The sequence below is a fragment of the Paraflavitalea speifideaquila genome (assembly GCF_032395985.1).
Classification (GTDB): domain Bacteria; phylum Bacteroidota; class Bacteroidia; order Chitinophagales; family Chitinophagaceae; genus Paraflavitalea; species Paraflavitalea speifideaquila.
Window position 1 is genome coordinate 8,224,687 of sequence record NZ_CP135920.1, and the last position, 13,215, is coordinate 8,237,901.

17 protein-coding genes are annotated in these 13,215 nt (G+C 45.6%); 9 read left to right on the forward strand and 8 right to left on the reverse strand.

Annotated features, from left to right (window positions below; genetic code table 11):
- Positions 1-19 precede the first annotated feature (19 nt).
- The 3 genes from RS881_RS56520 (at position 20) to RS881_RS56530 (ending at position 2,072) form a co-directional block, all read left to right on the forward strand.
- On the forward strand, positions 20-187 hold the full coding sequence (locus RS881_RS56520; RefSeq protein WP_315818813.1) for a hypothetical protein: 168 nt from the start codon (positions 20-22) through the stop codon (positions 185-187).
- Positions 175-1,143 (forward strand): alpha/beta hydrolase family protein, encoded by a 969-nt coding sequence (locus RS881_RS56525; protein WP_315818814.1) that lies wholly within the window; start codon positions 175-177, stop codon positions 1,141-1,143. Before RS881_RS56520 ends, RS881_RS56525 begins: the two co-directional genes overlap by 13 nt.
- 125 nt (positions 1,144-1,268) lie before the next feature.
- On the forward strand, positions 1,269-2,072 hold the full coding sequence (locus RS881_RS56530; RefSeq protein WP_315818815.1) for a hypothetical protein: 804 nt from the start codon (positions 1,269-1,271) through the stop codon (positions 2,070-2,072).
- 2 nt (positions 2,073-2,074) lie between these two features.
- On the opposite strand, the gene RS881_RS56535 is transcribed toward RS881_RS56530, so the two are convergent.
- The 4 genes from RS881_RS56535 to rbp all read right to left on the reverse strand — a co-directional run bounded on the left by RS881_RS56535 (position 2,075) and on the right by rbp (position 4,459).
- Positions 2,075-3,352, reverse strand: coding sequence for a peptidoglycan DD-metalloendopeptidase family protein (locus tag RS881_RS56535; RefSeq protein WP_315818816.1), 1,278 nt, complete (start codon positions 3,350-3,352; stop codon positions 2,075-2,077).
- A 195-nt stretch (positions 3,353-3,547) separates the two neighbouring features.
- Complete coding sequence (locus tag RS881_RS56540) at positions 3,548-3,775, reverse strand: YccF domain-containing protein (protein WP_315818817.1); 228 nt, start codon at positions 3,773-3,775, stop codon at positions 3,548-3,550.
- Positions 3,754-3,921 (reverse strand): YccF domain-containing protein, encoded by a 168-nt coding sequence (locus tag RS881_RS61375; protein ID WP_350340056.1) that lies wholly within the window; start codon positions 3,919-3,921, stop codon positions 3,754-3,756. The genes RS881_RS56540 and RS881_RS61375 overlap by 22 nt, the downstream gene beginning before the upstream one ends.
- A gap of 235 nt (positions 3,922-4,156) precedes the next feature.
- The gene (gene rbp, locus RS881_RS56545; protein ID WP_315818818.1) at positions 4,157-4,459 is read right to left on the reverse strand and encodes an RNA-binding regulator; all 303 of its coding nucleotides are present in this window, start codon (positions 4,457-4,459) and stop codon (positions 4,157-4,159) included.
- A gap of 293 nt (positions 4,460-4,752) precedes the next feature.
- On the opposite strand from rbp, the gene RS881_RS56550 reads away from it, so the two are divergent.
- The 6 genes from RS881_RS56550 (at position 4,753) to pgl (ending at position 9,128) form a co-directional block, all read left to right on the forward strand.
- Positions 4,753-4,962, forward strand: a complete 210-nt coding sequence (locus tag RS881_RS56550) for a hypothetical protein (protein WP_315818819.1) — start codon at positions 4,753-4,755, stop codon at positions 4,960-4,962.
- A gap of 353 nt (positions 4,963-5,315) precedes the next feature.
- The gene (gene gnd, locus RS881_RS56555; protein ID WP_315818820.1) at positions 5,316-6,314 is read left to right on the forward strand and encodes an NADP-dependent phosphogluconate dehydrogenase; all 999 of its coding nucleotides are present in this window, start codon (positions 5,316-5,318) and stop codon (positions 6,312-6,314) included.
- Positions 6,284-6,730: an NADP(+)-dependent, decarboxylating phosphogluconate dehydrogenase gene (locus RS881_RS56560; RefSeq protein WP_315818821.1), complete on the forward strand. Its 447-nt coding sequence runs from the start codon at positions 6,284-6,286 to the stop codon at positions 6,728-6,730. Before gnd ends, RS881_RS56560 begins: the two co-directional genes overlap by 31 nt.
- 101 nt (positions 6,731-6,831) lie before the next feature.
- On the forward strand, positions 6,832-7,254 hold the full coding sequence (locus RS881_RS56565) for a glucose-6-phosphate dehydrogenase (NADP(+)) (RefSeq protein WP_315818822.1): 423 nt from the start codon (positions 6,832-6,834) through the stop codon (positions 7,252-7,254).
- Positions 7,255-7,273: 19 nt separating this feature from the next.
- A complete protein-coding gene (gene zwf, locus RS881_RS56570) occupies positions 7,274-8,371 on the forward strand; it encodes a glucose-6-phosphate dehydrogenase (protein ID WP_315818823.1) in 1,098 nt (365 codons plus the stop codon).
- 67 nt (positions 8,372-8,438) lie between these two features.
- Positions 8,439-9,128: a 6-phosphogluconolactonase gene (gene pgl / locus RS881_RS56575; protein WP_315818824.1), complete on the forward strand. Its 690-nt coding sequence runs from the start codon at positions 8,439-8,441 to the stop codon at positions 9,126-9,128.
- Between the two features lie 74 nt (positions 9,129-9,202).
- On the opposite strand, the gene RS881_RS56580 is transcribed toward pgl, so the two are convergent.
- The 4 genes from RS881_RS56580 to RS881_RS56595 form a co-directional block, all read right to left on the reverse strand.
- Complete coding sequence (locus tag RS881_RS56580) at positions 9,203-9,613, reverse strand: DUF2251 domain-containing protein (RefSeq protein ID WP_315818825.1); 411 nt, start codon at positions 9,611-9,613, stop codon at positions 9,203-9,205.
- The gene (locus RS881_RS56585; protein ID WP_315818826.1) at positions 9,610-10,020 is read right to left on the reverse strand and encodes a Dabb family protein; all 411 of its coding nucleotides are present in this window, start codon (positions 10,018-10,020) and stop codon (positions 9,610-9,612) included. The genes RS881_RS56580 and RS881_RS56585 overlap by 4 nt, the downstream gene beginning before the upstream one ends.
- An 18-nt stretch (positions 10,021-10,038) precedes the next feature.
- Positions 10,039-11,064, reverse strand: a complete 1,026-nt coding sequence (locus tag RS881_RS56590) for an N-acetylmuramoyl-L-alanine amidase (protein ID WP_315818827.1) — start codon at positions 11,062-11,064, stop codon at positions 10,039-10,041.
- 324 nt (positions 11,065-11,388) lie between these two features.
- A complete protein-coding gene (locus RS881_RS56595) occupies positions 11,389-13,152 on the reverse strand; it encodes an acyl-CoA dehydrogenase FadE (RefSeq protein WP_315818828.1) in 1,764 nt (587 codons plus the stop codon).
- Positions 13,153-13,215 lie beyond the last annotated feature (63 nt).

The window sequence follows — 13,215 nt, forward strand, 5'->3', positions numbered from 1 at the left end:
CATCCCCACACTGGCCATCATGCCGGTGAATGGCACAGTAAAAGACATTATTGATATTCCCTTTGATCGTAGCAAAGGAGCGGTTACCTGGAGTGCCGATGAAAAGTACTTGTACCTTACGGCCCAAAGTAATGGCGGAGCGCCACTTTACCGGGTGGATGTAAAAACCAAAAGGTGGATCAGTTAACTGACTATAACAGCGGCATTAGCAGCTTTGATCTGGTGAATAATAAATTGGTATTTGTAAAAACAGCTGTTGCCAATCCTTTTGAATTATTCCTGGCAGATGCTTCGGCCCAGAATGCCAAACAGATCAGTCATTTCAATGATTGGGTACAAAGTAAGAAACTGTCATTCCCCGAAAAGAAAACCTTTACCAACAGCAAAGGCATGACAGTTGAATACTGGATCATGAAGCCCACCAATTATGAGGCTGGTAAAAAGTATCCGGTGGTATTGGAGATACATGGAGGCCCTTCGGCTATGTGGGGGCCGGGTGAAAGCAGTATGTGGCATGAGTTCCAGTACTTCTGCAGCAAAGGGTATGGAGTAGTGTATTGCAATCCACGGGGCAGCGGCGGATATGGTCTTGATTTTCTGCGGGGTAATATCAATGATTGGGGAGCCGGGCCCAGCAGCGATGTACTAACGGCCCTGGATAAAGCTGTTGCTGAAGGATGGGTCGATACTTCAAAGCTCACCATTACTGGTGGATCTTATGCGGGATACCTTACAGCCTGGATCATCGCCCATGACAAACGATTTAAAGCCGCCTGTTCACAGCGAGGCGTTTATGACCTGGCCACCTTCTTTGGTGAGGGCAACGCGTGGCGATTGGTGCCCAATTATTTTGGTGGTTACCCCTGGCAGCCCGAAACCAAAGCTATCCTGGAAAGGGAATCGCCCATTACCTATGTACAACAAATCACCACCCCTTATATTATTTTCCATGGTGAAAATGACCGGCGTACCGGCTTTGTTCAAAGTGAAATGCTGTACCATAGCCTGAAAGCATTGGACAGGCCCGTGGAATATGTACGGCATCCCAATGCTACGCATGAAATTACCCGCAGTGGCGACAACCGGCAGCGCATTGACCAGCTTTTACGTACCTGGGAATTTTTTGAACGTTGGATCAAATAAAAACTTACTTCAGAATATTTCAACTTGAATATTTGTTCATTTAACGGCCTATAGAGCAGCATGCAGGAAGAGGCTGGTTATTTTACCCGACTACTGGTAGTTTTAGTAAAATAACCAGCTTTTTTATGCAACAAGGAATCACCTTGATCTCTTTGACGGCAATCTTGTTATTGATGGCTGTAGCCTGCTCTGATAAGGACCCCGGACCCGTTCCCTGCGAAATAGCCGGCACCGACCGGTTTGTTGTGCTGCTAAAGGAAGTTAACGTCAGGAACACAGCAACCCCGTTTTACCACTTCACCTATAATGATTCAGGATATGTTACCAGGTTATCCTATCATGAGGACATGTATGTGTACGAATATTTTTATAAAAGTGGCCGCATTGATAGCGTAACCAGCAGTTCCACCGATGCAAAATATTTCCTGTACCGATATACGAACCAGCGTGTGAGCAGTGTGCAGCAATACGACAACGCTGGATTAAAGATCACCATTTCCATTCGATACGATGACCGTGGACGGGTGACACATATGGACTGGCAACCAGTGAATAATGGGCCTGATGAAAAACATACCGTTTTAACCTATTACGATGATGGCAATGTAAAACGCGTGGAGAGTTCCTACCCTGCGACAGCCCAGGTAAGCATTAGCGATTTTGAGGCGTATGACAACAAGAAGTGTGTTGACGGCTTTGCTGTTTCCAGGGACTTCCTTGAGCACGTGATCTTATTGCCACAGGTACGGTTCCAACTCAATAACCCTACACGTACTAAGTCTGTCAATGGTCCATTTGTCCGGGAAGCCCAATTCAATTATGTATACCATGGCAACCTGCCTATAGAACGGCATTCCGTTACCAGGGTAACAGCTGGGCCGACGGCCGGAGATAGCTATACGGGATTTACTTCGTTTACTTATTATTGATCCTATTGTATGGCACCACCTCCCGCCAGTTTGATCGTTTCCAATTGCTGGCGCTGTTCCTGTTTATACTGATCAAATACAGAAAGGGATGACTGAGAAATGGGTTCGGCCGAAGGGAATTTTTGACGCAAGGGGTCAACCTGCTGATTGTTTTTCCAGAAGCGGTAACAAACATGGGGACCGGTGGCCAGTCCGGTACTGCCTACATAACCAATCACCTGCCCCTGCCTTATATGCTGGCCTCTTTTAGCCGCTCTGCGGCTCATATGGAGGTATTGGGTAGTATAGGTATTGTTGTGACGGATCTTGACATAATTTCCATTAAAACGAGAGAATGCTGATTCTATAACAACACCGCTGCCGGTAGCAATAATGGGCGTACCGGTATGGGCTGCATAATCGGTGCCCAGGTGGGCTTTCCATCGTTTTTGTACAGGGTGAAAGCGGCGCATGGTAAAGCGGGAAGTAATATGACTGAATTTTAATGGCGCCTTCAGGAAAAACCGGCGCAGGGTTTTGCCCTGTTCATCATAATATTCACCAGGTTGGGCACTGTCGGACTGAAAGTAAAAGGCATAAAAAGGCTCCCCATCGTGAGAGAATACAGCCGAGCGGATAGCGCCCAATTCAACCGGTTCTTCTTTTATGTATTGTTGTTCATACACGACTTTGAACCAATCGCCCTCATGAATAGAATAAAAGTCAATGGACCAGGCATAGATATCGGCCAGTTTCATAGCCAGGCCGGGGTCAGCGCCTGCTTTTTTGAAGGTTTCATAAAGTGAACCTTCAATCTTACCGGAAGCAGTAAGTGTACGGGTGGTAACAGTTCTTTTGCCAGTGTAAATGCTGATGGAATCGCGCAGGTCGTACACCACATAATCGATAGCATTGGGCTGGTATACAAAATACTGGGCTTTCTGCAGACTATCCTTGGTGCAGAATACAGTGTATTGATTGCCTGCCCGGATATTGCGAATATCAAAAACACCTTTTGATTTGATGGCCAATTGGGCAATGGTGCCATTATCTACCTGGTACAGTTCTAATATATTGGCCAGGAACTCATTGCGCTCTATGGTCTTTTCTATTACAGTAAAGGAGTCTACCGGCAACCCGAATTTTCTTTGTGAAACCGGGGGTGTACTGTTGGCAACCTTCGACAAGGAATCAGTTGACTTGTTGCTGGCTGGGGCCTTGACATCACCACAGCGGATAAGTAACACGGTGAGCATTGCTACCAATGAATAACAGGTCCAGCAGGGGTGGCGTCTTTGCATCTTGGTTGTTGTACGCGGTTAAAAATGGCTGATTCCTTTTTATCAGTCGCCCTGCTGCGTCCGTATGCTTTTCTTCAACAATCAACAAAGACAATAGCGAGGCTCAAAAACGATCATCTAAGGGCAATAACGCAAGGTTAGGGCTTTTCTTATATTTACCAAAAACTCAAAGATTAAAATTCTGTGAAAGAATATCTACCAGATCACATCCCGGCTAAAGGGCATGAGGGATAGCTCCATGAGTTTGAGGTGCTGGCGTGCAAAAGGAATACCAATAATGGTGATAAAGAGCAGGAAGGCAAATACCAGGTGAACGAACGCCGTATACAAGCCACCGCAAAGCAGCCAGATGATATTGCAGAATAGGGAGAGACAGCCAGTACCACCGCCCTGTTTGGGCACTATCTTTTGCCAAAAGGCCAAAGTACTACCCCGGCCAGTTTAAAACACTGGAAGCCCCAGGGGATGCCCACAATGGTAAGACATAATACCAGACCGCCGAAGAGATAGCCCAGGGCCGACCAAAAGCCGCCAAGAACAAGCCAGATGAGGTTTCCTATTAAATTCATGTTTGCACTTAAGAGGTTAGGTTCTAAATCGTCCTGCTTGCAGAATCAATACCCGTGCAAAGTAAAATTATAATAGCCAGTAGCCAATACTAAACCGGTTATACGCAGCGGAATACCGGTAAAGCCGGGATTTAAAACGGTAAAAGGACTTCCCTTTTTAGGAGTAGGAAGCCTGGGGAATAAAAAAGCCCCTCGTAATAAACGAAGGGCTTCCATGTATTGTAACAGTAGCGTATTAATAACGGTTGCTGTTGCTGCGAGAGAAAGAACGACGATCGTTTCCACCACTACGCTCTTCACGGGGACGAGCTTCAGTAACCTTGATAGCACGGCCTTCTACGATACCACCATCCAGTTCAGCGATTGCTTTACGGGCAGCTTCATCATCAGGCATTTCTACAAAACCGAATCCACGGCTCTTGTTGGTGAATTTGTCGGTAATTACTTTGGCAGAAGAAACTTCGCCATAGTCAGCAAAAAAATCTTGCAGGTCTTCATCGGTAACGTTGAAACTCAAATTTGAAACATAAATGTTCATAACAATAAACTGATTAAATTTTATAATGATCTGAGAAAAAGCAGCGTAAAGAAAGACTAACTAACTATTAGCAGAAATGCGTAGCAGACTACATCGTTCACTTACTAAATGCTAAACCTCAAATTTGACGGCGCAAATATACAACGTTTTTACTTCAAAATGTATGGCCGATAATAATCCTTTGTTAATACAAGTAGCTCGTTAAGCTGTCGTCAAATGTCAGAGAATTGTAAATTTTTTCACCGGGGATGAAGCCCCTTTCCCTATATTCAACCACTAAAAGCTTTCTTATTATGCTGTTTAACAAGAAGATGACTGTATTGTTTATGTTAGTGATCTTAGTACTGGCGGGCATCGCGGCCAGTAAGCCGCCCAAGGGTACACACAAAAACCTCAAGGTATTACCTAAGAATATCAGTCATGATGACCTGGACAAAATAATGGACGAATGGAAGGCAGCACTGGGGTACGTTGCGGTTTTTGTCATGCCCCCGCAAAGATGATCCTAAGAAAATGGACTTTGCCAGTGACGAGAAACCTGAGAAGGAAATAGCCCGTAACATGTTCCGGATGACAGCTAAGCTCAACAAAAATACTTCCATTACAAACAAGGGGATACAAGTGCCGTAGCGCCTCTCAGCTGCATGACCTGCCATCATGGCAAGGAACATCCTGAAAGTGCAGGTCCAGCCAAAAAAATAGCCTTATTAACTCATTTAATAAAGCCCACTTAGCCTGTACGCAAGCGGGCTTTTGTATTTTTTTCAGTTCCCGGATAATACAACACATAAAATAGCCAACAGTTCTTTTTTTGTTACCAGCCTCACTACCTAATTTTGTCACTCATATTAAAATTATGGCTGCACAACAATTCGACTTTGGAATGATCGGCCTCGGCGTAATGGGCAGGAACCTGTTACTTAACCTGGCAGATCACGGATTTAAAGTAATCGGATTTGATAAAGACAATCAGAAAACAACGGCTTTTGAGGCCGCCGCTACCCCTGGTACCACGGTTAAAGGTGTGGTAACCCTGGAAGAAATGGTGAACCAGCTGTCGACTCCCCGCCGGATCATGATGCTGGTACCAGCCGGTAAACCGGTGGATGATGTGATCGAAAGTCTGTTGCCCCTGGTGCAAAAAGGGGATATCATCATTGATGGCGGTAATTCACATTATACAGATACTTTACGCCGGGTTACCTATTTGAAAGATAAAGGCCTGCACTTTGTAGGTATGGGCGTTTCCGGTGGTGAGCAGGGTGCCCGCACAGGCCCCAGCATCATGCCCGGAGGCGATCAGGAAGCCTATCCGCATGTACAACCCATGCTGGAAGCCATTGCAGCCAAGGTAAATGGCGAACCCTGTGTAGCCCATTTGGGTAAAGGCGCTGCCGGTCACTATGTAAAAATGGTGCACAATGGAATTGAGTATGCCATTATGCAACTGATCAGTGAATGTTATGACCTACTACATCGTGGAGCGGGCCTTACCAATGATGAATTGCACCAGGTATTTGATAGCTGGAATAAGAGCGACCTGCAATCGTTCCTGGTAGAGATCACCGCCGATATCTTCCTGCAACAGGATGATAAAAGCAATCAACGCCTTATCGACGTAATACTTGACAAAGCGGGCGCTAAAGGAACAGGTAAGTGGACTTCCCAGGACGCCATGGAAATCGGCGTTCCCATTCCTACCATCGACATGTCGGTTACTATGCGCAATATTTCTTCCCTGAAAGAAGAAAGGGTAAAAGCTGCCGCCCTCTATACAACACAAGCTGGCACCATCAGCCCCCCAAGGAAGCCTTTATACAGCAAGTGCACGATGCATTATTCTTTGGTATATTGATCAGTTATACGCAGGGGCTGGCGCTGTTACACAAAGCTTCTACCGAACTGGATATGCAGATCCCCATGCAAAAGGTAGTGAGCGTATGGCGCGGTGGCTGTATTATCCGCTCTTCCCTGCTCGACCTCTTCACCAAGATCTATACACAGAACCCACAGCTGGAAAATTTGTTATTGAATGAGCAGATTGCCCGGTTGCTGCAAGGCAAAGAACAAAACCTGCGTGCGGTAGCAGCCACAGCTATTCAAAATAAATTTGCTGCTGGTTGCCTGTTATCGTCATTAAGCTATTTCGATGCCTATTGCAGCAGTCAATTGCCTATCAACCTTGTCCAGGCACAACGCGATTACTTTGGTGCACATACTTATCAAAGAATTGATCAACCTGGAACATTTCATACGATCTGGAATAAATAGTAAGAAAGCCCGGAAGTCGGAAAAGCCAGAAAGTATGGCCTTATTGACCAGTACGCTATAGCCTGAACGATTTGCCGGTTTTCGGATTCAAACTAACAGTTATGCAAAATCATAAACGTCCACCCGCATCGTTGCTGTTCATCTTCGGAGGCAGCGGCGATCTGAATCACCGCAAATTATCTCCTGCCTTATACAACTTGTTTATTGATAATTGGATGCCCGACAAGTTCAGCATTGTGGGTATCGGCCGGAGGCCATTCAAGAACGAAGATTACCGCAAGCATTTATTGGATGGTATTCAACAGTTTTCCCGCCGCAAAGGAGAGCAAAATGGCAAATGGAGCACCTTCTCTCAAAATGTATCCTACCTGCAAATGGATGCATCCAATGAAGCTGATTATCAGAAGATCGCCGACATTGTAAAAGAGAAGGAGCAGGAGTTTGGTGAGCACCCCAATGTGATATTCTACATGGCCGTAGCCCCCAACTGGTGCCCGATATTGCCAGCAAACTGGGGCCATTAAATATCTGTCATGATACCAAGTGCACCCGCATCGTGGTAGAAAAGCCTTTGGCCATGACCTGAAGAGTGCTCATGAGCTCAATGAATTGCTGTCGAGCATGTTTGATGAAAAACAGATCTACCGCATAGACCATTACCTCGGTAAAGAAACGGTACAAAATATCCTGGCCCTTCGTTTCGCCAACGCTTTGTTTGAGCCTATCTGGAACAGGAACTATATAGAGCATGTACAGATCACCGCAGCAGAAACAGTAGGCGTGGAAGGTCGTGGAGATTATTATGAAAGTTCAGGCGCACTGCGCGATATGGTACAAAACCATATCCTGCAACTGATGTGTATGATCGCTATGGAAGCACCTGTTTCCTTTGAAGCAGATGAGATCCGCAACAAAAAGGTGGATGTATTGAATGCCATTCGCCGTATCACTAATGAGGATGTTCATGCACACGCTGTACGCGGTCAATATTCCGAAGGCTGGATGAAGGGAAAGAATGTGCCCGGCTATCGCCAGGAAAAGAATGTAGCACCCAATTCGCCGGTTGATACTTTCGCAGCCGTTAAATTCTACATCGATAACTGGCGCTGGCAGGATGTGCCCTTCTATGTACGTACGGGTAAACGTATGCACCAGAAGTCGACCATCATCACCGTACAATTCCGTCCGGCCCCGTATTATGCATTTCCTCCGGAAGCAGCAGATACCTGGCGCCCCAATAGGCTCACCATCAGTATTCAACCGGAAATGGACATCCGTTTGCGTTTCCAGGCCAAACGCCCCGGCCAGTCGATGACACTGAATCCCGTAGATATGATCTTTAGTTATAAAGATGCGTATGAGGAAGAAGAACCAGAAGCATACGAAACTTTACTACTGGACGTAATGGAAGGCAACGCAACTTTGTTCATGCGTTCGGACCAGGTAGAAGCAGCCTGGAAGATCATAATGCCAATCCTGGAAACCTGGGAAGCCAGACCACCGGTAGATTTCCCCAATTATGCGCCAGACAACTGGGGTCCTGAAGATGCAGAAGCATTGATTGCCCGCGATGGACGGAACTGGGTTAACCTGCCCATTCAGAAACAAGCCAGTGGGAAATCAGAGGTAGGTACCAAGTAACCTAGCGACTATTTATTGATCAATCAATATTACGCATGCAGCTTCATATTCAAAAGATAGTACCGCTGTGAGCCAGGAGCTGGCGGAATGGATCACCCGTACGATCGAGAGTACCTTACAAACAAAAGACCGTTTTACCTGGGTAGTTACAGGTGGCAACTCACCCAAGCTATTGTATGAGCTGCTGGCTACTACTCCCTACAGGGGAAGGATCGACTGGAAAAAGCTGCATATTTTTTGGGGTGACGAACGGGCCGTTCCTTATGCCGATAGCCGCAATAATGCACGGATGACCTTTGAGCAGTTGCTGAATCATGTACCAGTAGTAAAAGAACAGGTGCATGTCATGAAAACGGATATTACACCGGAAGAATCAGCGGCTGATTATGAACAAATATTACATCATTATTTCCCAGCCGAAGGCACCACCTTCGACCTGGTGTTGAATGGAATGGGTGATGATGGTCATACCTTATCCCTGTTTCCGCATACAGCCGTTATTCATGAAACAACAGCCTGGGTAAAGGCATTCTACCTGGCACCACAGGAAATGTACCGCATTACGCTTACGGCTCCCGTGGTAAACCGGGCTGCCAGGGTAGCTTTCCTCGCTTTTGGAGCTAATAAAAACCATGCGCTACAAGAAGTGTTGAAAGGAGCACGCAATGTAGATCAGTATCCTTCACAGATCATACAACCGGCCTCCGGTGAGCTGCATTGGTTTGTAGATGAGGCTGCTGCTGCGGGAGTACAATAACGATCAGATCTTAATGTATACAAAAAGGCCGGTAAGCACAGATGAACTTACCGGCCTTTTAATTTTATTTCAGGCTATTTAAAGATATCATTGATGAGCGCATTGGTCAATTTTCTATCCCCCTTAGTCCAGATGGTATTGGGTGGAGGAAATTCATGGAGGTTATGACCGCCCTGGTTTTCAAAATCAAATACGGCATGGCAATTTGCATTGATCACCAAAGCACATTTCAGCCAATCCCTCGACCAGATTATCTTCAGGTTCCAGGGCTTGTCTGCTCCTGTTACCTCTTCAACATTATAAATATGCAGAGCATCCAATATGCGCTGCTCGCCAGTATTGGGCGTCAATTCAAGGGCATAGAAATAGCCGGTATCCGTATCATCCTCAAAAACAACTGCATAATTGTTCTCGCTGGACTTACTTTCCAGAAATACCTCCTCTCCTGGCGTAAATGCCTTTTCAATTAATAAGTATCCTTTCATTGTACATCAACTGAATCATATACTACTACCTTATTCCATACGGAAGAACATTCTTCTACAAACTTTAAGTGGACGGGGTCTGTTTGGTAACTGGCCTGATCGGCATCATTATCAAACATAAGGCACCAGGAAATAGCATAGCTGCTGTCAATCACTTCCCGGCTGGTATTGGCTGGCTGGCCAATATGGAACCATTTGATCGTTTTCACGGTCGACAGCTTTTTCAGACCGGCTATTAGTTTTGCCCGATCTTCCTTGCTATTGGGATTCTTGAGCCAGAAATATACGTGATGGATAAACTTATGTTCGGCCATGGGGCTGGTATTATTTTCCGCTAAAGTAATCAATCCGCCGGCAACAGCAGCTTTACCGGTATTGGCAATAAATTCACGACGGCTAGTGCTCATATTAAAACAATTTGCTTTTTACTTCCTGTTCGCTCTGACCCAATCCCTTATCCCTTTATAGATCTTCTTAGCTACTGCTTTATGAAATGCCGGGTCCTTGATCCTGCGTTCATCCGCTTCATTGCTCAGAAAAGCAATTTCTACGAGGCAATTGGGGTATTCGGTAGGGCCACTCAAAGCGAAATTGAAGTTGCCAATATTTCCGTAATTATCCAAACCCAGTTCCAGCATCCTGTTCAGGATTTTCTGGGTAAGGGGGCGAAAACCAATATAACGGTAATAGGTGCTGGTGCCTTTGGCGGCAGGATTGCCGGCCGAATTGAGGTGCAGGCTAATGAGCAGGTTGGGGTCCTGCTGACGCAAAGCCAGGGTGCGATCGGGCATACTGATGTCTACATCCGCTGTTCGTGTCATATATACATTTACTCCTCTGCGAGTCAGGTACTTTTGCAGGGCTTCTGCAAACTGCAGGGTATATACTTTTTCATAAACTTTCGTGGTTACCCCTGCAGCACCTGCATTGCTACCGCCATGGCCAGCATCTACAGCAATGACCAGGTTTCTCATGCGCATCTTTTCCGGCTGCCGTTTGATACGAATGATCAATCGCTTACCACTGCTGTCGTAGGATATATAATGGCCCCAGTGCTGACGATGTTTTAATTCGATGAATACCCTCAATACATCATCCTCTACCTGCTCATACCAGGCATTCTTAATTTCCTTCACCGATTTGAGTTGGGTGATCCAGTTGGTATTTGAAGTGGCACCAAAAATATCTACTACCAGCCGCGAAGGGTTAATTTGTTGTACACTGCGGTATGGCAGGCGCTCTTCCATGCCCACAGCTGCAATATCATGCGTAGCATTACCATACACGCGCCAGCTGCCAGATAGATAATACGGCTTTGTATGAGCTGCCGTATCAGGCTTTACATTGGCTTTGGCCACATAAGCGGTATGGAAACGGGACAGTTGCACTTTGTAATCTGTTCCGGAGGAGTCAACTACTTTAAGTACTACATTGCTATCCAGGTAAGTCATCTTAGCTCCACCCAGCCGATCATCCCCAATCCATATTCCAGGCAGGGAAGTTGACCGGTTGTCTTTACATAAAAGAAGCTGGAGGTACTATCCTGAGCTTGGACATTCAACAAGGCGAGGAACAGGCAGGCGACTGATACAGTTCGTTTCATAAGGCAAAATACATAGCAAAGCGATAACAAATTCATTTGCAGCAAATTGCTGGCAATGCATGAATTATTTGAAATATTTGTGCTGGTTTCTTCCTGCACGAATCGGCAAACGAATAAAAAAGGTGGCAAAGCTGCCACCTATATCAATGATATAATAATCAACTTATCAATACTACAATGGATATTTATTGTCCTTGATGAGTTGATCAGCAATTCTACGGCGTGCATCTTTGCTGTTAAATACATCGACCTTGGTAAAGCGTTTAATCCCCAATAACATCATCCGTTGCTCATCGCCTTCTGCAAAAGCATTGATAGCATCCTTACCGTATTTATTGATCTTATCAGCTGCATCATACAAGTAGGTACGCATAATATCCAGTTCAAACTGGCATGCAGCTTCTCCTTTACGATCTACCAGTTTAATGGCTCTTAGTAAGGCACTTTCTGCATTAAAGGTTTCCAGGGCCATATCAGCGATATGCATCAATATCTCTTGCTCGCTTTCAATTTTCATCATCAGCTTTTGCACAGCAGCGCCGGCAGTCATTAGGATGGCTTTTTTAAAATTGGCGATGGCTTTCTTTTCTTTGGCAAAAGCCTCTTCTTCACCACTGCCAAATTCAGGAATGCTCATCAACTCTTTCTGCACAGCCATAGCAGGCCCCATCAGATCCAGGCGACCCTTCATAGCACGCTTTAGTACCATGTCAACCGTAAGCAGGCGATTAATTTCGTTGGTACCTTCATAGATGCGGTTAATGCGGCTGTCACGATAGGCTTTTGAAATAATATATTCGTCGCTGAATCCATTACCGCCATGTATCTGTACCCCTTCATCTACTACAAAATCAAGCATTTCACTACCAAATACTTTCAGTATGGCGCACTCAATAGCATATTCTTCAGCAGCGCCCAATAAGGATTCATTGAAAGGTTTACCGGCTGCCAGCAACTCTTGTTCCTTCTCGTCGATCCATTTGGAAGTGCGGTATAAAGCACTTTCTGCCACCCACATTTTGATGGCCATTTCGGCCACCTTGTGTTTAATGGCGCCAAAATTGGCAATGGCCATCTTAAACTGCTCACGTGTGGTAGCATATTGAATACTGGTATTGGCAGCTCTTTTAGCACCACCCAGGGCGGCAGCACAAAGCTTCAATCGTCCTATGTTCAGGATATTAAAAGCGATGATATGCCCCTTACCTATTTCTCCTAATACGTTTTCAACAGGTACCTTACAATCCTGGAAATACAACTGAACGGTAGAAGAACCCTTAATACCCATTTTGTGTTCTTCTTGTCCCTGCGTAAATCCTTCAAACCCTCTCTCTACAATAAAGCCTGTGAACTTATCGCCATCAACTTTGGCAAATACTGTATATACATCTGCAAAACCACCATTGGTGATCCAGCATTTCTGCCCATTCAGCAAGTAATGTTTGCCATCTGCACTCAATTTAGCTGTTGTTTTAGCGCCCAGGGCATCACTGCCACTATCTGGCTCGGTAAGCCCATACGCACCTTTCCATTCGCCGGTGGACAGCTTGGTAATGTATTTTTCCTTCTGTGCCTCTGTACCAAAATATAAAATGGGTAAAGTGCCGATACCGGTATGAGCAGCAACCGCCACAGAGAAAGAAAAGCCTCCGCCCAATCCTTCATTGACGAGGGTAGAGGTAATAAAATCCTTACCCAGCCCGCCATAGGCTTCCGGAATGGAAGCACCCAGCAATCCCTGCTCACCAGCTTTAGCCACCAGGGATGGCATCAATCCTGGCTCCAGCTTGTCAATCCTGTCAAGCACTGGTAATATTTCGGCATCCAGGAAAGAGGTACACATGTCTTTTACCATCTGCTGCTCTTCATTAAAGTCCTCCGGGATAAACGTATCAAAAGCAGAACTTTCTTTGATCAGCCATTCGCCGCCTTTCAAACTCGTTTTTGTTGTGTTGCGCTGCTCATAAAATAATGTTTTTATAGTGAAAGTCCATCGTGA

Bases quoted from the DNA above. Each gene is read 5' to 3' on its own strand.
- RS881_RS56520 (WP_315818813.1), top strand. From the start codon at position 20: ATGCCGGTGAATGGCACAGTAAAAGACATTATTGATATTCCCTTTGAT.
- RS881_RS56530 (WP_315818815.1), top strand. From the start codon at position 1,269: ATGCAACAAGGAATCACCTTGATCTCTTTGACGGCAATCTTGTTATTG.
- RS881_RS56535 (WP_315818816.1), bottom strand. From the start codon at position 3,352: ATGCAAAGACGCCACCCCTGCTGGACCTGTTATTCATTGGTAGCAATG.
- RS881_RS61375 (WP_350340056.1), bottom strand. From the start codon at position 3,921: ATGAATTTAATAGGAAACCTCATCTGGCTTGTTCTTGGCGGCTTTTGG.
- rbp (WP_315818818.1), bottom strand. From the start codon at position 4,459: ATGAACATTTATGTTTCAAATTTGAGTTTCAACGTTACCGATGAAGAC.
- RS881_RS56550 (WP_315818819.1), top strand. From the start codon at position 4,753: ATGCTGTTTAACAAGAAGATGACTGTATTGTTTATGTTAGTGATCTTA.
- gnd (WP_315818820.1), top strand. From the start codon at position 5,316: ATGGCTGCACAACAATTCGACTTTGGAATGATCGGCCTCGGCGTAATG.
- RS881_RS56565 (WP_315818822.1), top strand. From the start codon at position 6,832: ATGCAAAATCATAAACGTCCACCCGCATCGTTGCTGTTCATCTTCGGA.
- RS881_RS56580 (WP_315818825.1), bottom strand. From the start codon at position 9,613: ATGAAAGGATACTTATTAATTGAAAAGGCATTTACGCCAGGAGAGGAG.
- RS881_RS56585 (WP_315818826.1), bottom strand. From the start codon at position 10,020: ATGAGCACTAGCCGTCGTGAATTTATTGCCAATACCGGTAAAGCTGCT.
- RS881_RS56590 (WP_315818827.1), bottom strand. From the start codon at position 11,064: ATGACTTACCTGGATAGCAATGTAGTACTTAAAGTAGTTGACTCCTCC.